13 protein-coding genes are annotated in these 19,517 nt (G+C 65.3%); 6 read left to right on the top strand and 7 right to left on the bottom strand.

Translation table 11 applies throughout. The features are described 5' to 3' along the window. Positions 1–2: 2 nt before the first annotated feature. Positions 3–422, bottom strand: coding sequence for a hypothetical protein (locus C5689_RS13195; protein ID WP_108917778.1), 420 nt, complete (start codon positions 420–422; stop codon positions 3–5). Positions 423–547: 125 nt separating this feature from the next. On the opposite strand from C5689_RS13195, the gene C5689_RS13190 reads away from it, so the two are divergent. Continuing rightward, positions 548–1,402 carry an invasion associated locus B family protein gene (locus C5689_RS13190; protein ID WP_108917738.1) on the top strand — a complete coding sequence of 285 codons (855 nt, stop codon included), beginning with the start codon at positions 548–550 and terminating at the stop codon, positions 1,400–1,402. 31 nt (positions 1,403–1,433) lie between these two features. Here the strand turns inward: C5689_RS13190 and C5689_RS13185 are convergent, their stop codons facing one another. From C5689_RS13185 to C5689_RS13175, 3 genes are all read right to left on the bottom strand, one after another. Continuing rightward, positions 1,434–2,441 carry a methyltransferase gene (locus tag C5689_RS13185; protein ID WP_108917737.1) on the bottom strand — a complete coding sequence of 336 codons (1,008 nt, stop codon included), beginning with the start codon at positions 2,439–2,441 and terminating at the stop codon, positions 1,434–1,436. 303 nt (positions 2,442–2,744) lie between these two features. Further along, the gene (gene ligA, locus C5689_RS13180; RefSeq protein ID WP_108917736.1) at positions 2,745–4,883 is read right to left on the bottom strand and encodes an NAD-dependent DNA ligase LigA; all 2,139 of its coding nucleotides are present in this window, start codon (positions 4,881–4,883) and stop codon (positions 2,745–2,747) included. Between the two features lie 239 nt (positions 4,884–5,122). Continuing rightward, entirely contained in the window at positions 5,123–7,993 is a 2,871-nt protein-coding gene (locus C5689_RS13175; RefSeq protein ID WP_108917735.1) for an EAL domain-containing protein, read from the bottom strand. Between the two features lie 299 nt (positions 7,994–8,292). On the opposite strand from C5689_RS13175, the gene ptsP reads away from it, so the two are divergent. From ptsP to C5689_RS13155, 4 genes are all read left to right on the top strand, one after another. After that, a complete protein-coding gene (gene ptsP, locus C5689_RS13170) occupies positions 8,293–10,560 on the top strand; it encodes a phosphoenolpyruvate--protein phosphotransferase (RefSeq protein ID WP_108917734.1) in 2,268 nt (755 codons plus the stop codon). Positions 10,561–10,755: 195 nt separating this feature from the next. Then, positions 10,756–11,826, top strand: coding sequence for a peptide chain release factor 1 (gene prfA / locus C5689_RS13165; protein ID WP_108917733.1), 1,071 nt, complete (start codon positions 10,756–10,758; stop codon positions 11,824–11,826). Positions 11,827–11,948: 122 nt separating this feature from the next. After that, positions 11,949–13,601: an outer membrane protein gene (locus C5689_RS13160; RefSeq protein ID WP_108917732.1), complete on the top strand. Its 1,653-nt coding sequence runs from the start codon at positions 11,949–11,951 to the stop codon at positions 13,599–13,601. A gap of 145 nt (positions 13,602–13,746) precedes the next feature. Then, the gene (locus C5689_RS13155) at positions 13,747–14,016 is read left to right on the top strand and encodes a hypothetical protein (RefSeq protein WP_146188385.1); all 270 of its coding nucleotides are present in this window, start codon (positions 13,747–13,749) and stop codon (positions 14,014–14,016) included. A 59-nt stretch (positions 14,017–14,075) separates the two neighbouring features. Here the strand turns inward: C5689_RS13155 and C5689_RS13150 are convergent, their stop codons facing one another. From C5689_RS13150 to purH, 3 genes are all read right to left on the bottom strand, one after another. Then, positions 14,076–15,191 carry a sigma-54-dependent Fis family transcriptional regulator gene (locus tag C5689_RS13150; protein WP_108917730.1) on the bottom strand — a complete coding sequence of 372 codons (1,116 nt, stop codon included), beginning with the start codon at positions 15,189–15,191 and terminating at the stop codon, positions 14,076–14,078. A gap of 142 nt (positions 15,192–15,333) precedes the next feature. Further along, positions 15,334–16,857, bottom strand: a complete 1,524-nt coding sequence (locus C5689_RS13145) for a porin (RefSeq protein ID WP_244594693.1) — start codon at positions 16,855–16,857, stop codon at positions 15,334–15,336. 606 nt (positions 16,858–17,463) lie between these two features. Then, entirely contained in the window at positions 17,464–19,056 is a 1,593-nt protein-coding gene (gene purH, locus C5689_RS13140; protein ID WP_108917729.1) for a bifunctional phosphoribosylaminoimidazolecarboxamide formyltransferase/IMP cyclohydrolase, read from the bottom strand. 202 nt (positions 19,057–19,258) lie between these two features. Between purH and C5689_RS19125 the strand changes: the two genes are divergently transcribed. Continuing rightward, complete coding sequence (locus tag C5689_RS19125) at positions 19,259–19,474, top strand: GIY-YIG nuclease family protein (RefSeq protein WP_108917728.1); 216 nt, start codon at positions 19,259–19,261, stop codon at positions 19,472–19,474. Positions 19,475–19,517: the final 43 nt, after the last annotated feature.

Below are 19,517 nucleotides of genomic sequence, written 5' to 3'. Positions count from 1 at the left end.
ACCTATAGCTCGTCCTGCGCCGCCTTCGCCTGTTTCAGCAGCGCGTCGGCGGCGATGATCTCGTTCTTGTCGGGATCATGCGCCACGGCGCCGAAATCCTTCGCCAGCGCGGCGCTGAACGCCAGGGCCGCGATCTTCTCGCGGGGATCGCTCGACCATTTGATCGCGACTTGCGCATCGCGGCCGCCGATCGCCTCGGCGATTTCCGCCGGCAGGGCCACGGCGGGGTCGCGCTCTGCGAAGCGAATGTCGAAGCCGGCGTCCTCGCCGTCGAATGTGCAGGGCAGATAGCCCTCGACGGCGAAAGGGGCGTAATCGTGATCCAGCGAGACGGCGATCTTGGTCGCGTCGATCGCCTTTTGATGAGCGGCGCGGTCCGGCAGCTTGCCGCGCTCGATATAGAGAATGTGCCGTCTGGCCATGGAAACATCCTGTCTCGCGCGCCTCATTCGCGCGCTTGCGCCAAGCAGGAAACATTCCACTATGACAATGTCGCAGCCTTCGCCGCCACTGGTTCGCCACAGGCTCGGGCGATAGACTTCGCTCTATGATTCGCCCTTCTTTCCTTCCTCTCCTTCTCGCCGCCGGCCTCGGCCTCACAGTCGCGGCGCCGGCGCTCGCCAAAGAAAAGCCGGCGGCCGAGGATGCGGCCTCCGACGCCAAGGCCGACAAGAAGAAGCCGGCCAAGCCAGACGCCAGGAAAACGGATCCCGCCAAGAAGACGGAGCCCAGCGACGCGAAGAAGCCGGCCGACGCCAAGAGCCACAAAGACAAGAAGCCGGCCGACGCCAAGAAAGGCGCTGAGGCGAAGAAAGGCGCCGAAGCGAAGAAAACCGCCGAAGCGAAAAAGCCCGCGGCGGCGGAGGAAGAGCCGGACGCCAAAAGCGGCAAGGACAAGAACGGCAAGACCGCCAAGGCCGGCAAGGAAAAGCCGGCCGAGAAGGAGAAGGCCGGCGCCAAGACGCCGACCGCCGTCGGCTCCTATGGCGATTGGAACGCCATGACCGCGCATGGGCAAGGCAAGGACAAGACCTGCTATGCGCTCGCCGAGCCGAAAGACCGCCAGCCGGGTAAATTGCAGCGCGACAAGGCCTATGTCTTCATCTCGACGCGGCCGGCCGAAGGCGTGCGCAATGAGGTGGCGATCATTCTGGGCTTTGCGGCCAAGGACGGCGGCGCCGCCAGCGCCGACATAGACGGCGACAATTTCGAGCTCGTGACCAAAGGCTCCAACGCCTGGGTGAAGAATCCGGCGAAGGAGAAGGAATTCGTCGAGGCGCTGAAGAGCGGGACCAAGCTCACCGTCAAGGCGCCCTCCGCCAAGGGCAATGTCACGACCGACGTCTATTCGCTGAAAGGTCTCTCCGACGCGCTCGGCCGCGTGCAGAAGGAATGCCCCTGAGCCGCGTAAGCCGCGCCATATCGGAAACGCCTCACCTCACGCCGATGACCATCGAATCCGGCCCCAGCAAATGTTCGACGCGCGTCTGCGCGAAGCCGGCGTCGCGCATCCAGCCCTGGCAATCCGCGCCTGTGTAATCGAAGCCGCCGGGCGTCTCGATCAGCATGTTGAGGCTCATCAGCAGACCGAAGGCGTTGGTCTTGCGCTCGTCGTCGATCAGCGCTTCATAGACGATGAGCGCCCCGCCCTTCGGCAACGCCTCATAGGCTTTCGCCAGCAGCAGGCGCTTCTCCTCGAGATTCCAATCGTGGAGAATATGCCCCATGACGATGACGTCGACCTTGGGCAGCGCATCATCGAAGAAATCGCCCGGATAGAAGCGCAGCCGATCGGAGAGCCCGTTCTGCGCGATGAAATCGTCGAACACCGGCCGCACTTGCGGGAGATCGAAGCCACCGCCGGTCAGATGCGGATGCGCGCGCGCGACCGTGACGGGAACCATGCCCTGCGCGCAGCCGACATCGACGAAAGTCTTGTAGTCCCGCCACGGGAATTTCGCGGCGATGGCCTGCGCCGGACCGGCGCTTATGCCGCTCATCGCGGTGAGGAAGCCGCGCAGCTTTTCCGGATCGGCGTAGAGCGCGCCGAAGAAATCCCCTTCGGCGGCGTTCTCGCTCTGCGCCGCGCCGGTGCGCAACGCCTCGGTGAGGCGGTTCCAGCTCGAGAACAAGCGCAGATTGGACATTTCCAATATCTGCCCGACATAGCTCGGCTTGGCGCGATCGAGGAAGAGGTCCGTCTCCGCCGTATTGCGATAGAGGCCGTTCTCGCGCTCGAGCATTCCGAGCGCCACCAGCGCATCGAAGAAATCGCGCGCCGAACGCTCATGCAGGCCGAGGCGGACGCGCAGCGTTTCGGCGTCGGCCGGGCCTTCGGCGAGAACGGTGAAGAGGCCGAGCTCGACGGCCGAGAGCAGAGCCTTGGAGTTCCAGAAGCCGAGACCGAGACCGAGGATTTTTTCCGGGGAGAGCTGGCTCATCTTTGTCCTCACAAACGAGAATCTCGCCACGCGCATCCTTCTCCCGCTTGCGGGAGAGGCCCGGCGCAGCCGGGCCGGATGAGGGCGGCTGCGGTTGGCGGCGCTTCAAAAGCTTTCCGAGATCGCTGCGGCGGGTCGGTCCCTCATCCGACCTCGCAATAGCCCGTCTCTTGAGACGGGCGTCCTTACGGACGCCCTATGGCGAGGCCACCTTCTCCCACAAGTGGGAGAAGGAGATGCGCCCTTGCTTTTAAAATAGCGGCTCGTCTTATCATTTCGCGACGCGCCGGTCGATTTCGTCCCCTACTGTCCCGTTCGCGCAAACCATTCCTCTTCGCTGATGACCTCGACGCCCAGTTCCTCGGCCTTGGCGAGCTTGGAGCCGGCGCCCGGCCCCGCCACGACGAGATCGGTCTTCTTCGACACGGAGCCGGAAATCTTCGCGCCGAAGCGCTCCGCCTGCGCCTTGGCCTCATCGCGCGTCAGGCGCTCCAGCGCGCCGGTGAAGACGACCGTCTTGCCGGCGACGGGCGAGGCGCTTTCGATCTGCGGCATGGGCTCGAGCGTCACATGCGTCAAAAGCGCATCGATCTCGCGCTCATTATGCGGCTCGGCGAAGAAATCATAGAGCGCCTCGGCGACGACGCCGCCAATGCCTTCGATCGATTCGATGCGCTCGCGCGCTTCGCTTCCCGGCGCGGCGTCGCGCGCCGTGTCGCGAAGGCTGGCGAAATCGGCGAAATGCCGCGCGAGGCGCTTGGCGTTGGTCTCGCCGACATGGCGAATGCCGAGCGCGAACAGGAAACGATTGATCGGCACGCTGCGCCGCGCGTCGATCGCGGCGAAGAGATTGCGCACCGAGGTCTCGCCATAGCCCTCTCTGTTCTCGAGCTTGGTGAGGCTCGCTCGGTTTCGTTCGGCCAAAGTGAAAATTTCGGAGGCCGTGCGAATGAGGCCTTCCTCGAAGAAAGCCTCGATCTGCTTGTCGCCGAGCCCTTCTATGTCCATAGCGTTGCGCGAGGCGAAATGCTTCAAGCGCTCGATGCCTTGCGCCGGACAGACCAGCGAGCCCGTACAGCGGCGCACCACATCCTCGACGCCCTTCTCGTCGATCTCGCGCACCGCCGCCGAGCCGCAGGCCGGGCAGACATGCGGGAATTCATAAGGCTTCGTCCCCTCCGGCCGCTTATCGAGAACGACCTCGACGATCTGCGGAATGACATCGCCGGCGCGCTGCACGACGACAGTATCGCCGACACGAATATCCTTGCGCGCGATCTCGTCCTCATTATGCAGCGTGGCGTTGGAGACGACGACGCCGCCGACCGTCACCGGCTCCAGCCGCGCGATCGGCGTCAGCGCGCCGGTGCGGCCGACATTTATGTCTATGCCGCGCACGATGGTCTTGGCCTGCTCGGCCGGGAATTTATGCGCCACCGCCCAGCGCGGCGCGCGCGAGACGAAGCCCAAGCGAGTTTGCAGGCCGATATCGTCCACCTTGTAGACGACGCCGTCTATGTCATAGCCGAGCGTGGCGCGGCGCGCTTCTATGTCGCGGAAATGCGCGAGCATCTCCTCGGCGCCCGCGCAAATTTTGGTGAGCGGATTGGTCGGCAGGCCGAAGCTCGCCAGCGCCTGCACCATCCCATATTGCGTGTCGGACGGCATGACACTCACCTCGCCCCAGCTATAGGCGAAGAAGCGCAGCGGCCGGCTCGCCGTCACCTTGGGATCGAGCTGGCGCAAAGAGCCTGCGGCGGAATTGCGCGGATTGGCGAAGAGCGGCTTATTCGCCGCCGCCTGTCTTTCGTTGAGCGCGAAAAAATCCTCGCGCCGCATATAGACCTCGCCGCGCGCCTCCAGCACATCCGGCCAGCTCTCACCATGGAGGCGCTGCGGGATTTCCTCGAGCGTGCGGATATTGGCGGTGATGTCCTCGCCCTCATAGCCGTCGCCGCGCGTCGCGGCATAGACGAGCACGCCTTTCTCATAGCGCAGCGAGCAGGAGAGGCCGTCGATTTTCGGCTCGGCGGTGAAGAAGAGCGGCGCCTCGTCCGCAAAGCCCAGAAAGCGCCGCACGCGCGCGACGAATTCATGGACCTCTTCGTCCGCGAAGACGTTGCCGAGCGAGAGCATCGGCACGACATGTTTTATCTTGGCGAATTTCTCCGCCGGTGCGGCGCCGACCTTCTTGGTCAGCGAGGCGTCGGAGGAAAGCTCGGGAAAGGCTCTTTCCAAAGCCTCATAGCGCTGGCGCAGCGCGTCATAGTCGGCGTCGCTGACCGCGGGAGAGTCTTCCTGATAATAGCGGCGGTCATATTCGGCGAGCTCTTCCGCGAGCCGCGAATATTCGAGCTTCGCCCGCCGCGGCGAGATATCTTCGATCGGCGTGGGCTTTCTCTCGGCGCGTTTGCCCGAGGGGCGACCATCATCAGCGCTCATGATGACTTCCGAACTTGAAAACCAGCGCGCGCCCCTTCTCCCACTCGGGGAGAAGGTGGCCCTCGCGTCAGCGAGGGTCGGATGAGGGCTCGCGCCGCTTCAGCCGTTTACGATCATTTGCGCGATGACGCAAAGCGTATGGATATTCGAAAGGACCCTCATCCGACCCGACTTCGTCGGGCCTCCTTCTCCCACGCGTGGGAGAAGGAGAAAGCGCCCTTCCTTAACGAGCCCCCGCCCTACGCCGCCTCGGGCGCTGCCCCCACCAGCCTTCGCGCCTCCATCGGGCTGATCGGGCGGCCGAAGGCGTAGCCCTGCGCATAGGCGCAGCCGAGCTGATAGAGCTCGATGGCGTCCGATTCCGTCTCCGCGCCCTCGGCGACGACATCCATGCCGAGATCATGCGCCAGCGAGATCAGCGAGCGCAGGATCACCGCGCGCGAGCCCTTGCCGGTCTGGCGCGTGAAGGAGCGGCCGATCTTGATCGTGTCGAAGGGAAAGCTCTGCAGATAGGCGAGCGAGGAATAGCCGGAGCCGAAATCGCTCATCGCGAGGCCCGCGCCGAGCTCCTTGATTCGCCCCAGCATTTGCGCGGCGTATTCGGGATTTTCCATCACCAGCCCCTCGCCGAGCGCGAGCTTGAGGCTGCCTTTGACGATGTCGTTGCGCATCAGCACGCTTTTGACGTCGCGCAGCAGATCGTGCCGCAGCAATTGCCGCGAGCCGATATTGACGCAGGCGAAGATCGGCGGATCGACGGCGAGCGCGCGCTGCCAGGCGGCCAGTTCGCGCGCCGTGCGCTCCAGCGCCAATAGGCCGAAATCGACGATGAGGCCGGTCTGCTCGGCGACCTGTCCGAACTCGCTCGGATCGAGCTGGCCGAGGCGCGGATGATCCCAGCGCAGCAGCGCCTCGAAGCCGGCGATGGTGCGATCCTCGAGCCGCACCACCGGCTGGAAGAACACCTTGATCTCGCCGCGCTCCAGCGCGCGTCTGAGATCGGCCTCCAGCGTCAGCCGGTCGGAGCGCTGCGCGCGCATCGCCGGGCGGAACACTTCTATGCGATTGCCGCCGAGCTTCTTGGCGTGACGCAGCGAGATTTCGGCGTCCTCGAGCATGTCGTGGCGGTCGGGATGCAATTCCTTGTCGAATAGCGCCACGCCGATCGACACCGACAGCGAAATCTCGCGATCGGTGAAGCGCACCGGCGTCGCCAGCGTGCGCCGCACCGAATCGGCGAGCGCGATCACATGATCGACGTCGGTCTCGGAGACGAGGATGATGGCGAAGCGATCGCCATCCAACCTCGCCAGAGTGTCCTGCGGCTGCAACAGCCGCGTCAGGCGATGGGCGATGGTGAGCAGGATCGAATCGCCCGTCGCGACGCCCACCTGCTCGTTGATCTGGCGGAAACGGTCGATGTCGACGGCGAGCACGGTCGGCCGCACGCCGGCCTCGAGCCCGGCGAAGACCAGCGCCGCCTCCAGCCGATCGAAGAACAATTCGCGATTGGGCAGGCCGGTCAGATTGTCGTGGACGGCGTCATGCAGCAGCCGCTCTCTCGCATTGCGCTCGTCGGTGACGTCGGTGAGCGTGCCGACGACGCGAATGACTTCGCCATCCTGCCCGATCACCGGCCGCGCCCGCAGCCGATAGCAGAAATAATGGCCGTCGGAGGCGCGCAGCCGGAACTCCTGATTGATGCGTCCGCGTCGCTGCTCGAGCAGCGAATCGAGGCAGGCGCGATAGCGGTCGTGCTCGAAAGGATGCAACAGCGCGAGCCAGGAGGACGCCGCCCCCTCGAGCCCGCCGCGATCGAGCCCGAGTTGTTCCTCGACCTCCGGGCTCACATAAATGTAGTCGGCCGGCACGTCCCAATCGAAGACGATCTCATTGGCCCCGGTCAACGCCAGCGCCTTGCGCTCCGTGTCGGAGATCGCGCCATGGGCGAGGCCGCCGCTGGCGAAGGCGTTTTGCATAACGGTGAAGCCGATCAGCATCACGATCAGCACCAGGCCGCCGACCAGCGCCGGCGAGACCAGATCATTGGTCAGCCAGCCGGAGACGGTGAAGCCCGCCGCGCAGACCCAGAGCAGCAGCAAGAACCAAGTTGGAATCAACATGATGGCGCGGTCGAAGCCATGCGTCGCCAGATACAGGACGAGCACGAATCCGACTGCAGAGACCGTGGCGAGCGAGATGCGCGCGACGCCCGCCGCCACTGGCGCGTCGAAAATGGCGAGACCGACGAGATCGGCAAGAATCAGCAGCCAGAGCGCCGCCACGTGCCAGGCGCGCACATGCCAGCGGTTGAGGTTGAGATAGGCGAAGAGGAAGACCACCAAGGTCGCCGACAGCACCGTTTCGGCTCCGGCGCGCCAAATGCGGTCGGCGTTGGGATCGACGCCGAAAATCTTGGCCCAGAAGCCGAAATCGATGCAGACATAGGCGAGCACAGACCAGGCCAGCGCCGCCGCCGCCGGGAAGATCACCGCGCCTTTGACGACGAAGACGATGGTGAGGAACAGCGCCAGCAGGCCGGCGATGCCGATGACGATGCCCTTATAGAGGGTGAGGCTCGTCACCTTGTCCTTGTAGGATTCGGGCTCCCACAGATAGAGCTGCGGCAGATTGGGCGTGCGCAGCTCGGCCACATAGGTGATCGTGGTGCCGGGATCGAGGGTCAGGCGAAAAACATCGGCGTCCCCGCTATCCTCATGTTCCGGCGGAAATCCCTGGCTCGCGGTGATCGCCGAAATGCGCGTCGCGCCGAGGTCCGGCCAGATCACTCCCGACCCTTGAAGGCGGAAATGCGGGGCGACGATCAACCGCTCCAATTGCTCGTCCGTATCATTTGTGAGCGCGAAAACGATCCAGCTCGGGCGCGTGCCCGCTTCTTTGGCGCCCACTTCTATGCGTCGGATGATGCCGTCGGAGCCGGGGGCGGTCGAGACCTGGAGGCGGTCGCCCTCGGAGGAATATTTCTCCACCGCATGGGTGAGGTCGATGGCGGCCGCATCCTGCGGCACGCGCACGGAATCGATGGCGAGGGCCCGCGACCCGCAAAGGACGAGAAAAAGGAGAGCGATCAGATATCTGGATAGCGGCACGAATCTCGTCTCTGGCGCGCAGGCCCAAAAAGTCCGATTGTCGCGAGGGCGGCCGGTCGGCTTTCGGATTTCTTCTTGTCTGAATTTTGACTGGTACCGGCTAAGTCGCCGGTCTGCAAGCCGGTATGGTCTTTGCGTGTCGCGGGCGGCCGAGCGGCCGCGCTTGCGGAGGCCGGACGGGCCCAATATACGCTGAAACGGGAACAGGGCAGAATTTTAGAAGTTCTCTAGATTTGGGCGATGCGGCCTCGCAGAGCCCTCGTCTGGCGGATATGGCCTGTCGAAACTAAGGAAACTGGATGCGTAGCGCTCTCGGCGGACCCCGCTTGCTGCTCCGCCGGCTTCGCGAGGTCATGGCGGAGCCGGTGAGCGCGCAGGCGCGGCTCGACAAGATCGTCGTGCTGATCGCGTCCAATATGGTGGCGGAAGTCTGCTCGGTCTATGTGCTGCGCGCCGACCAGGGGCTCGAGCTCTACGCCACCGAGGGCCTCAATCGCGAGGCGGTGCATCTCACCACCATGCACGCGGGCGAAGGCCTCGTCGGCCTCATCGCCAAAAACGCCGAGCCGCTGAACCTCTCCGAGGCGCAGGAGCACCCGTCCTTCTCCTACAAGCCGGAGACGGGCGAGGAGATCTATCACTCCTTCCTCGGCGTGCCGATCTTGCGCGGCGGCAACACGCTCGGCGTGCTCGTCGTGCAGAACAGGGTGCGGCGCATCTATTCCGAGGAGGAGATAGAGGCGCTGCAGACGACGGCGATGCTGGTCGCCGAGATGATCGCCTCGGGCGAATTGCGCTCCATCGCCAAGACGCCGGAGAGCTTCGCGCTCGACCGCCCCGTCGTGGTCAAGGGCGCGCCCATGTGCGAGGGCGTCGGGCTCGGCTATGCGGTGCTGCACGAGCCGCGCGTCGTCGTGAAGCAGCTGATCGCCGAGGATATCGCCGCGGAGGTCCAGCGCCTCGACGCGGCGATCGAGGCGATGCGCGTCTCCATCGACGAATTGGTCGCCCATGGCGACCGCATGGGCGCCGGCGAGCATCGCGAGGTGCTGGAGGCGGTGCGCATTTTCGCCAATGACCGCGGCTGGGTGCGCCGGCTGCACGAGGCGGTGCTGAGCGGCCTCACGGCAGAGGCGGCGGTGGAGCGCGTGCAGAACGACGCCCGCGCCAAGCTGCAACGCCAGACCGACCCCTATCTGCGCGATCGGCTTCACGATCTCGACGATCTCGCCAATCGGCTGCTGCATCAGCTCACCGGGCAGAGCTATGTCGCCGATCGTGAATCGATCCCCGAGAACGCCATTCTCATCGCCCGCAACATGGGCCCCGCCGCGCTGCTGGACTATGACCGCTCGCGGCTGCGCGGCCTAGTGCTGGAGGAAGGCGGGCCGGCGAGCCATGTCGGCATCGTCGCCCGCGCGCTCGGCGTCGCCACTGTCGGCCTCGCCGCCAATGTGACCGATCTCGTCGAAGCGGGTGACGCCGTCATCGTCGACGGCGTCACCGGCGACGTGCATATCCGCCCGCCGCCGGACGTGCAGACCGCCTATGGCGAGAAGGCGCGGCTGCGCGCCCGCCGCATGGAGCAATACGCCAAGCTGCGCGATGTGGCCGCCGTGACCAAGGACGGCGTCGAGATCGCGCTGCATATGAACGCCGGCCTCATCGTCGACGTGCCGCATCTGCACGAGACCGGCGCGCGCTCCATCGGCCTGTTCCGCACCGAGCTGCAATTTATGCTGGCGCCGCGCTTTCCGCGCATGAACGAGCAGTTCCTGCTCTACAAGGCGGTGTTCGACGCGGTGCAGGACCGCCCCGTCACCTTCCGCACGCTCGACATCGGCAGCGACAAGATCCTGCCCTATATGGCGACGATCGACGAGGAGAATCCCGCGCTCGGCTGGCGCGCCATCCGCATCGGCCTCGATCGTCCCGGTCTGCTGCGTATGCAGATCCGCGCCATGCTGAAGGCCGCGGGCGGCCGAGACGTGCGCATCATGTTTCCGATGATCGCCAATGTCGCGGAATTCGAGGCGGCGAAGACGATCGCGCACCGCGAGCTCGCGCATCTCGAGCGCCATGGCCATCGGCCGCCGACCAATATGCAGCTCGGCGCCATGGTGGAGGTGCCCTCGCTGCTGTGGGAGCTCGACGCCATCGCCGCGCGCGCCGATTTCCTGTCGGTCGGCTCCAATGATCTCGTGCAATACATGTATGCGGCCGATCGCGACAATACGCGCGTCTCCAAGCGTTACGACACGCTCTCCACGCCGGTGATGCGGGCGCTGGAGCGCATCGCCGCGGCGGGCAAGCGCGCCGGCAAGACGGTGACGCTCTGCGGCGAGATGGGCGGCCGCCCGCTGGAGGCGCTAGCGCTGCTCGCTCTCGGCTATCGCTCGCTGTCCATGTCGCCCTCTTCGATCGGGCCGGTGAAGGCGATGATCCTCGCCGTCAATCTCGAGGAGGCGGAAGTGTTTCTCGCCTCGCTGCTCGCAAAGGAGGACGGCGCGCCGAGCCTGCGCGAGAATTTGCGCGAATTCGCCGCGGCGCGCGATATTCCGGTTTGACCATGCGTCGATTCGAGAAATCTCGCCGGGAAAGGCGTTTCCGCCGAGTCTTCCTCGTGGACCGCGGTCCGACCCTCACCCTGATGGGGAGGGTGAGCGCGTCGATTTCGGCATTCGCCACGAAAGACCGGGGACGCTAGCGACGCTCACACTTCGCTTCTCGCCGTCCCCTATATTCTCTCGCTCGGCAGCCCCATGTTCGCCCAAGACAAGCTCGACCTCATTTTGCGTCGTCACGAGGAGATCGCCGACCGGCTCAGCGCCGGGCCCGACGCGGCGAGCTTCGTCGCGCTCTCACGCGAACTCGCCTCGCTCGACGATGTCGTCGCCAAGATCAAAACCTATCGCGCGACGCTCGCCGAGATCGACGGACTCGGCGAAATGCTCGCCGATCCGGCGATCGATCCCGACATGCGTGAATTCGTCGATGGCGAGCTGAAAGTCGCGCAGGATGCGCTGACCCGCGCCGAGCATGAGCTGAAGCTCGCTCTGCTGCCGAAAGACTCCGCCGACGAAAAAGGCGTCATTCTAGAGGTGCGCGCCGGCACCGGCGGCGACGAGGCTGCGCTCTTCGCCGGCGATCTCTTCCGCGCCTATCAGCGCTACGCCGCCGTCAAAGGCTGGAGCGTCGAGATTCTCTCCGCCAGCGAAGGCGCGCTCGGCGGCTATAAGGAGATCGTCGCCGAGATCGCCGGCCGCGGCGTCTATGCGAAACTGAAATTCGAATCGGGCGTGCATCGCGTTCAGCGCGTGCCGGCGACGGAGACGCAGGGGCGCATTCACACTTCGGCAGCGACGGTCGCCGTGCTGCCGCAGGCGGAGGATGTCGACGTCGCCATAGACGACAAGGACTTGAGCATCGAGACGATGCGCTCGGGCGGCGCCGGCGGCCAGCATGTCAACAAGACCGAATCGGCGATCCGCATCACCCATATTCCATCCGGCATCGTCGTGATGATGCAGGAGGAGCGCTCGCAGCATCGCAACAAGGCCAAGGCGATGGAGGTGCTGCGCTCGCGCCTCTATGACGCCGAGCGCCAGCGCCTCGACAGCGCGCGCGCCGCCGATCGCAAGGCGCAGGTCGGCTCCGGCGATCGCTCGGAGCGCATTCGCACCTATAATTTTCCGCAAGGCCGCGTCACCGACCATCGCATCAATCTGACGCTCTACAAGCTCGATCGCGTGATGGAAGGCGAGATGGACGAGATTTTCGACGCGCTAACGACGGATCATCAGGCGAAATTGCTGGCGCAGAGCGAGAGCTGATGCTTCGATTTCAGTTCCGAGTTGAATGCGACAGCGGATGCGCCTAGGGTGCGCCCGCACTGAAATTAGTCATTCGCTTTTTCGACAGTCGACTCGAAATATATCTTCGAGGAGCGCGCATCATGCGTAAGATATTCGCTTTCGCGCTCCTGGCTTCTACGTTCTCGCCGCCGGCCTGCGCGGTCGAGACCACCACCCTTCGCGATCTGCCGCCGTTCGCTGCGCCTCCACGTCCATTCGACTGGACAGGGGTCCATTTCGGGACGACCGGGGGATATGGCGGCGGATACGGCCCGGCCAATCGCGGGCGGCTCCAATATTCGAACGCCCACGCCGAGGCGAGCGCGAGCGCGTCGAGCGAGAATGCGACCGTCGGATTCGGCTATTTGTTCGCCGGCGCCGCGCTCGGATACGACTATCGACCGGCCGGAGAGCTGATCGTCGGGCTCGAAGCCGACTGGTCGCGGATCGTCGCGGATGTCACGCCGGGGGTCGCCGTCGCGGCGGCGCGCGGCCTATCCGCGAGCGATCCAGGATGGTTCGCGACATTGCGGGCGCGCATGGGCTATGGGCTGTTCGACCGTTTCCTGCCCTATCTCACCGGCGGCGTCGCCTATTCGAGAATCGGCGCCGATATGGTCGCGAGATTTCCCGAGACGAGCCTCGCCGCCTCGACGGCGATCGGGACGGGGTCGGGCGCGAAGCTCGGCTGGACCATGGGCGCGGGCATGGAATATGCGATCACGGACCAGATCAGCGTCAAGACCGAGTATCTCTATTCGGAATTCGGCGGCTCCGCGCTCCCCATCATCACCGCTTTCGCTGCCGCCGAGCCGGCCGTAGGCGTCCTTTCGACACGGAAAGTCGGCGTTCATACGGTGCGCGGCGGCGTGAGCTGGAGGCCGCGTCGGCAGGACGCCGATTCTGCGCTCCCGCCTCCCGATCTCGGCGCCGGAGCGCCGCGCCCCGCCTTCCCGAGGAGCGGCCTCTATTTCGGCCTGGGCGGAGGCTTCGCCGGCGGCGGCGGCGTCGCCGATCTGAACAGATCCCAGCCGCAGGGCGCGGGGTTTTCAGGCGCTTCCGTCAAAACGAGGATCGGATACGGCGATCGTCTCATCGGCGCTCTCGCGGGATATGATCATATCGTCGGCGACCGGATCATCCTCGGCCTCGCGGCCGATTTTTACGGCGGCGTCCTCGGAACGCATGTCGTCGACGACGGCGCCCAATCGGAAACGACGAGCGCGGACGGCCTCTATCTGCTTCAGACGGGCAATCTGTCCCAAAGCGATGCGCGCATCGAACGTCGCTGGTTCGCGACGACGAGGGCGCGCCTCGGCTATGCTCTGCTCGAACGGCTCGCCCCCTATGTCACGGCGGGCGTCGCCTTTTCGAAGATCGAGGCGAAATTCGCCTCGTCGACCCTATCGAGCCTTTTCGCGAAATCGCTCGATCCCGTCGGCGTCTACGCCAGCGACGGATGGAGCGCCTCGCGCGGCGCCGCGAGCGAGGTCGAGGTCGGCTGGACGGCGGGCGCGGGAGCCGAATATGCGCTTACCGAACGGATCGCGCTATGGACCGAATATCTCTATTCGAAATTCGGCGGCGCGACCATTCCGATCGCCACGCTCTCGTCGAATGGCGCGCTGTCCGTCAGCTCGTTGTCGACGGCGCCGGTCGGCGTCCACTTGGTCCGCGGCGGCGTCAGCTGGAAATTCTTCGAGCCCGAACTGAGCGCGCTCCTCGGCGGCTGGAGCCTTCTCGCATTTCGTTGAAGCCGACGCGCCTCCGACGCCGGATCGGCGTCTTTTCCCGCGAAGAGACCAGCGCTGTGCGCCGTCGCACGAACATCCGGCGTGGCGCGTCGTAGCGTGCGAAGGCTCGCCGATGAGAGCGAGCGCAACGCAAACGGAGTTGGTCATGAGCAAAAACGCCCTCGCCGCCGGACTTCTGGCCCTGACATTGACCGGTTCGACCATTCTCGCCTCCACCGCCGAGGCGAGCCCCTATCGGCGCCATCACCACGGCCATTATTGGGGCGGCGTCGCCGCCGCGGGCGCGCTGACGGCTCTGACGCTCCGCGCCATCGCCGCGTCGCAAGCGCCGAGCGATTGCTATATGACCCGCCAGCCCGTGACCGACGATTGGGGCAATGTCCTCTATTTCCGCCGCGTGCGCGTCTGCGAGTGAGCCAGCGCGGATGAATGAGCCCGAAAAGGCGCGGCCCTTCGACCTCGAAGCGGCCGCGCCTAGCGAGCCCCCGCCCGTTCATTCAGACGTCGATAGAGCGTGCTGCGATGCACGCCGAGCACGCGAGCGGCCTTGCTGAAATTGCCGTCGCAGGCGTCGAGCGCCGCGCGCATCGCCGAAAGCTCGGCGTCGCGCAGCCTGTGCTCGGCGAGCCGCGCCGAGAGCGGCTCGAAGCAGATGTCGTGCAGCTCCAAAGGACAATCCGTCGGCCGCGCGCGGCAGGACGAGGGCGTGTTGGCGAGGCCATAATAGCGCCGGCCGTCGCTCCCGATGATCTCCGCCATTTGCGGCGCGGCTCTCAGCGGCTCGAACAATTCGTCGAAACTCACACAATCGAGCGCGCTCCAATCGCGCTGCACGAAGGAGAGGCCGCGGCGATTGGCGGCGATGAGCCGCTTGTCGTCGTCGAAGGCGAGGAGCCCCTCGCGCGGCGCGCCGACGACGGCGGGATCGGTGTGGAAGCGCAAGACTGTCGCCGCTGAAAAAGCATTGCCGCCAAAGAAGCGATGCTCGATCTGCTCGACCGCGAAGCGAACGAGCCCCAGAGCATGGACGCGGTGCACGCCGGCGTTGGCCGAGAGGGCCAGCGCGCCGACGACGACGCCGCGCGGATCGACGATGGGCGCCGCCGCGCCGCTCAAATTGGCGTGGCTCTCGAAGAAATGCTCGCCGCCATGCACGGCCACCGCCCGCCGCTCGGCCAGAGCCGCGCCGATCGCATTGGTGCCGGCGGCCGCCTCGCTCCAATGCGCGCCGGGCCTGAGCGAGATTTCCGCCGCCTGAGCGGCAAACCCAATGTCGCCGACAGCGTCGACGATCACTCCCTGCGCATCGGCGAGGATGACGACCGCGCCGGTCTCATGCGCCTCGGCGTTGAGCGCGTCGAGCTCCGGCCGGCAGAGGCGCCGCAGCCGCTCGTGGCGCGCAAGAAAAGTCTGCAGCTCGGTCCGCTCGAGCGCGGCGGCGCGGGGCGGTTTGGCGACGTCGAGGCCGAGTTCCGCGCAGCGCAGCCAGGACCGCAGGATCGGCTGTTTGAGCTCGACGGTCGGCAGCTCTCCGCGGCCGAAGAATTTTTCACGCGCCGCCTCCGTCAGGCTGGCGGAATAGAGGGGCATTTGAGACGCCTTTTCGCGGCCGTCCGATACGCAACGGCTGGCGGCCGGCTCGTCGCCGAGCCGACTGCAGCTCGTTAATATGAGAATACGTCCGGTTTGTGCACTGCACCAATTGTCGCATCCCCTCCCCTATCCCATGGGATCAGAAGGAGAAAATCGTTCCTGCGACGAGCGCGTTGGTCCGCACGCCCTGCCCCAGCAGATTATGCGAGACCGAGCGCACGAATTCGCTCTGAAACGTGACCCAATCGGTGAAGCGATATTTCACGAAGCCGATGGTCGAGGCGTTGGAGGCGACGAGCGCGCCATCGCCGAGACGGCCGGGATAATCGTTGAGATTGGCGTCGAGATAGCTGACGCCATAGCTGCCGCCGAAAGTCAGGCGCTCGAAGATCGTATAGCCGGCCTGGGCGTAATAGCCCGAGGATTTGCGCCGCTCGCCGTCATAGCCGACGCCGTCGAAATAGAGCCCCGTCGTGCCGAGGCCGACGCCCTTATAGCCATAGCCGACCAAAGTCACCGGGCCGAGGTCGAGACGGCCGCCGGCGTCGATCGCCATGGAGCGCACGCCTGCTCCGCGCGGCAGCAGCACGGCGTCGCCGGATTCGACGCGATGGCGCTGGGTGAGGCCCGATGTCCACAGGGTCAGCTTCGTCCCCGGCGCGAGCTCGCCCACATATTTGAGGCGCGCCTGAAAGCCCGGCTGATCATGCCCGGTGATCACGCCCGAATAGGGAAGGACGCCGGAGGCCGACACATAGGACCCGGCATTGTCGAATTGCTGATACGGCGAGAAGACGCCGACCGAGACGGTCACGCCATGGAAATCCGGCGTCGTATAGGTGAGCTGCGGAATCCAATCCGCATAGACATAGCCGAAACCGATGCGGCCGAGGCTGGTGTTGGACGGGCTGGCGTTGGCGGCGATGGTGCCGGCGCCGAACAAAGTGAAATCATTGAGAATGGCGTCGGCGGCGAAGAGGCCGAGATCGCGGCCGACCTTCAGCGTGCCATAATCGGCCGAGCTGATTTCGCCGAATACCTGGCGCAGATCGACGCCCGGCGTGCCGAGCGCCACCGAGGCGCCGGAACTATTGCCATTGAGCAGGCCGACGCGAATATTATTGCCGCCCGCGTAGAGGCCGAGCGAGAAGGACACCTTATAGCCCTCCTGCTCGGTCGAGAGACTGAGCGCCAGCGCGCTCGGCAGCAGACCGGAGCGAATGGCCGAGGAGTTGTTATAGACGCTGCCGCCTCCGAGCCCGCCGGCGACGGTCGCCGTTCCGGCCTGCTTGAATTGCTCGGTCGCGAAAAAGGCGAGCTGGCCGGAAAGGCGCACGTCGACCGCGCCGACGCGCGCGCCGATCCCTTTGTCGAGGCGCGTGATGAAGCGATCCGAAGGCGTCGCGAGCGGCTGCGCGGCGGCATGGCTCGCCACAGCGGCGCGGGCCGGCGCGGCGGTCTCGGCCGCATGGCGCGCCTTCAGCTTGCGATATTCGCCCTTGGTCAGAATTCCCTTGGCTTTCAGCTGATCGAGCAGTTGATCCGTCGTATCCGCGCGCGCAGCTCCAGTGAAGAGCGAAACAAAGGCCAGCCCCGCCGCCATCACATTCGTCGCCTCGTGCCGCATTGGACGCGGAACGGCCACATCGCCGGTTCTTGTCATTGGCGTTTCCGTCGTTTCTTCTCAGGAAAAGTCCCGGCCGCCCTTCGAAGAGACGGCCGGGAAAGTTAGGGAGGATTGAGTGACCGCTCGTCATCGACCCAGCGGCGCGGGCCTCTTTCCCTGGGAAGGAAAGTCTCGTAACGGCGCGACCCGGCGCCGCCGCTCTAAAGAGCAGCGCGACGAAATCGGACCGAATCTGCTTGGGGAGGCGCGGCGTCAGCCGTCGTTCACGAAGAACAGGCCGTCAAAGCCGCAGAAGAATGATCGAGTCTTCGTCGATCAGATTCGATATCGTCTCTTGTACAATTACAGCCCCTGGATCTTCGCTCGCCTTCAGCAGGAGAGCGCGTGGTCTTTCGTGGGGTCATTAGGCGACGTGCGTCGCACAATGGCAATTAGAACATCTCGAAATCGCGACAGATTTCGCTTATTCGCCAAACTGTCGTGACAAAAACTGCCGCAGACTGCGACAGTCGCGCTCGCGACGCCGCAAAATGCGACAGCGCGACAATACGCCTCGCCCGGAAAGCGCGGCACGATGTCGCGCATCCCGTTCTAGATCAACAGATTACATGCGTATATTGCAGCGCAGCAGCGCGCGCCGGCTCAGTGCCGGAAATGGCGCACGCCGGTCAGCACCATGGCGAGGCCGGCCTCGTCGGCGGCGGCGATCACATCCTTGTCATTGACCGAGCCGCCCGGCTGAATGACCGCCGTCGCGCCGGCCGAGGCCGCCGCCAGCAGCCCGTCCGGGAAGGGGAAAAAAGCGTCGGACGCGACCACGGAGCCGACGGCGAAGCTCTCCCGCACGCCGGCCTCGCGCGCCGCCTCCTCCGCCTTGAAGGCCGCTGTGCGCGAGGAATCGACCCGCGACATCTGCCCCGCCCCGACGCCCACCGTCGCGAGATCGCGCGCGTAGACGATGGCGTTGGACTTCACATGCTTGGCCACGCGGAAGGCGAATTTCAAATCCGCCAGCTCCTTCTCCGTCGGCGCGCGCTTGGTGACGACGGACAGCGTCAGATCGTCGACGACGCTATTGTCGCGCGACTGCGCCAGAAAGCCGCCCGCGACGCTGCGGAAGCCGAGCCCGGCCGCGCGCGGATCGGGCAGGCCGCCGGCGAGCAGCAGACGCAGATTCTTCTTCGCCGCGATGATGGAGACGGCCTCCTCGTCCGCCTCCGGCGCGATGATGACCTCGGTGAAAATCTTCACGATCTCGCGCGCCGCCTCGGCGTCGAGCTTGCGATTGAGCGCGACGATGCCGCCGAAGGCCGAGACGGAATCGCAGCGCAGCGCCTTGCGATAGGCCTCGGCGAGGCTCGCGCCCTCGGCGACGCCGCAAGGATTGGAATGCTTGATGATGGCGACCGCCGCCGTGCGCGCGGGATCGAATTCCGCGACCAGCTCATAGGCCGCGTCGGTGTCGTTGATATTATTATAAGAGAGCTGCTTGCCCTGGGCCTGCCTCGCCGTGGCGACGCCGAAACGCTTCTCGCCGGTGAGATAGAATCCCGCGCTCTGATGCGGATTCTCGCCATAGCGCATGGGCTCGGACAAATGGCCGCCGATGGCGCGCCAGGGCGGGGTCGCCTCGCCGAGCGCGCCGGCCAGCCAATTGGAGATCGCCGCGTCATAGGCGGCCGTGCGGGCGTAGGCCTTTTGCGCGAGGCGCCTCCGCGTCGCCAGAGTGGCGGCGCCGGAATTTGCGGAAAGCTCGGCCAGGAACCCGTCATAATCGGCCGGCTCGACCAGCACGGCGACATCGTCGTGATTTTTGGCGGCGGCGCGGATCATCGCCGGCCCGCCGATATCGATATTCTCGACGCAGGTCTCGAAGGGCGCGCCTTTGGCCAGCGTCGCCTCGAAGGGATAGAGATTGACGACGAGCAGATCGATCTGCGGAATGTCATGGGCGAGCATGGCCGCCTCATGCTCGGGATTCTCGCGGATCGCCAGCAGGCCGCCATGCACCTTGGGATGCAGCGTCTTGAGCCGCCCGTCCATCATCTCGGGAAAGCCGGTGACGTCGGCGATATCGCGCACAGCGAGCCCCGCCTCGGCCAACGCCTTGCGCGTGCCGCCGGTGGAGACCAGCTCGACGCCGAGCGCCGCGAGAGCCTTCGCCAATTCGACCAGCCCGGTCTTGTCGGAGACGGACAGCAGAGCTCTCGTGATACGGCGCAGATCGACCGGCATTCAGGTCCCTCGTTGTGGAGCGAAAACGTCGCGGGGAAAGGATATAGACCCGGCGCTTAGCATAGATCGCCGGGGGGAGAAACCGACTGTGTCCCACCGGGTCGACCGGCCGAGCCGGAAGCGCAGCCTTCACCCTCCCCTTTCCAAAACGCAGCGTCCTGGCCGGGCTTGTCCCGGCCATCCACGCCTTGCAAACTGCGGCATGGGTGGAGGATGGGTCTACATCATGACCAACCGACCGAACGGAACGCTCTACACCGGCGTGACGAACGACCTCTCGCGCCGAGCCTTCGAGCATCGGACGAGCCCGGCCAAGACGGCCGATACGATGTTAAATTGCTGGTTGTTTAGCAAAATTTACTCAGACTGTGCGGAAACTCTCGTTGAACGGATTCCATCGGCGCATGCGTTGCCTTAGAATCGCGTCATGGCGCACATATCCGGAACCGACCGTTCGCAAA

The sequence above is a fragment of the Methylosinus sporium genome, from assembly GCF_003113265.1.
GTDB classification, from domain to species: Bacteria; Pseudomonadota; Alphaproteobacteria; order Rhizobiales; family Beijerinckiaceae; genus Methylosinus; species Methylosinus sporium.
This window is presented reverse-complemented; position numbering and strand designations above follow the sequence as displayed.

What these genes read in the sequence shown, in the direction of transcription:
- C5689_RS13185 (WP_108917737.1), bottom strand. Translation starts at nt 2,441, where the DNA reads ATGAGCCAGCTCTCCCCGGAAAAAATCCTCGGTCTCGGTCTCGGCTTC.
- C5689_RS13155 (WP_146188385.1), top strand. Translation starts at nt 13,747, where the DNA reads ATGAGCAAAAACGCCCTCGCCGCCGGACTTCTGGCCCTGACATTGACC.
- C5689_RS13190 (WP_108917738.1), top strand. Translation starts at nt 548, where the DNA reads ATGATTCGCCCTTCTTTCCTTCCTCTCCTTCTCGCCGCCGGCCTCGGC.
- ptsP (WP_108917734.1), top strand. Translation starts at nt 8,293, where the DNA reads ATGCGTAGCGCTCTCGGCGGACCCCGCTTGCTGCTCCGCCGGCTTCGC.
- C5689_RS13160 (WP_108917732.1), top strand. Translation starts at nt 11,949, where the DNA reads ATGCGTAAGATATTCGCTTTCGCGCTCCTGGCTTCTACGTTCTCGCCG.
- ligA (WP_108917736.1), bottom strand. Translation starts at nt 4,883, where the DNA reads ATGAGCGCTGATGATGGTCGCCCCTCGGGCAAACGCGCCGAGAGAAAG.
- C5689_RS13150 (WP_108917730.1), bottom strand. Translation starts at nt 15,191, where the DNA reads ATGCCCCTCTATTCCGCCAGCCTGACGGAGGCGGCGCGTGAAAAATTC.
- C5689_RS13195 (WP_108917778.1), bottom strand. Translation starts at nt 422, where the DNA reads ATGGCCAGACGGCACATTCTCTATATCGAGCGCGGCAAGCTGCCGGAC.
- C5689_RS19125 (WP_108917728.1), top strand. Translation starts at nt 19,259, where the DNA reads ATGGGTGGAGGATGGGTCTACATCATGACCAACCGACCGAACGGAACG.
- prfA (WP_108917733.1), top strand. Translation starts at nt 10,756, where the DNA reads ATGTTCGCCCAAGACAAGCTCGACCTCATTTTGCGTCGTCACGAGGAG.
- C5689_RS13145 (WP_244594693.1), bottom strand. Translation starts at nt 16,857, where the DNA reads ATGACAAGAACCGGCGATGTGGCCGTTCCGCGTCCAATGCGGCACGAG.
- purH (WP_108917729.1), bottom strand. Translation starts at nt 19,056, where the DNA reads ATGCCGGTCGATCTGCGCCGTATCACGAGAGCTCTGCTGTCCGTCTCC.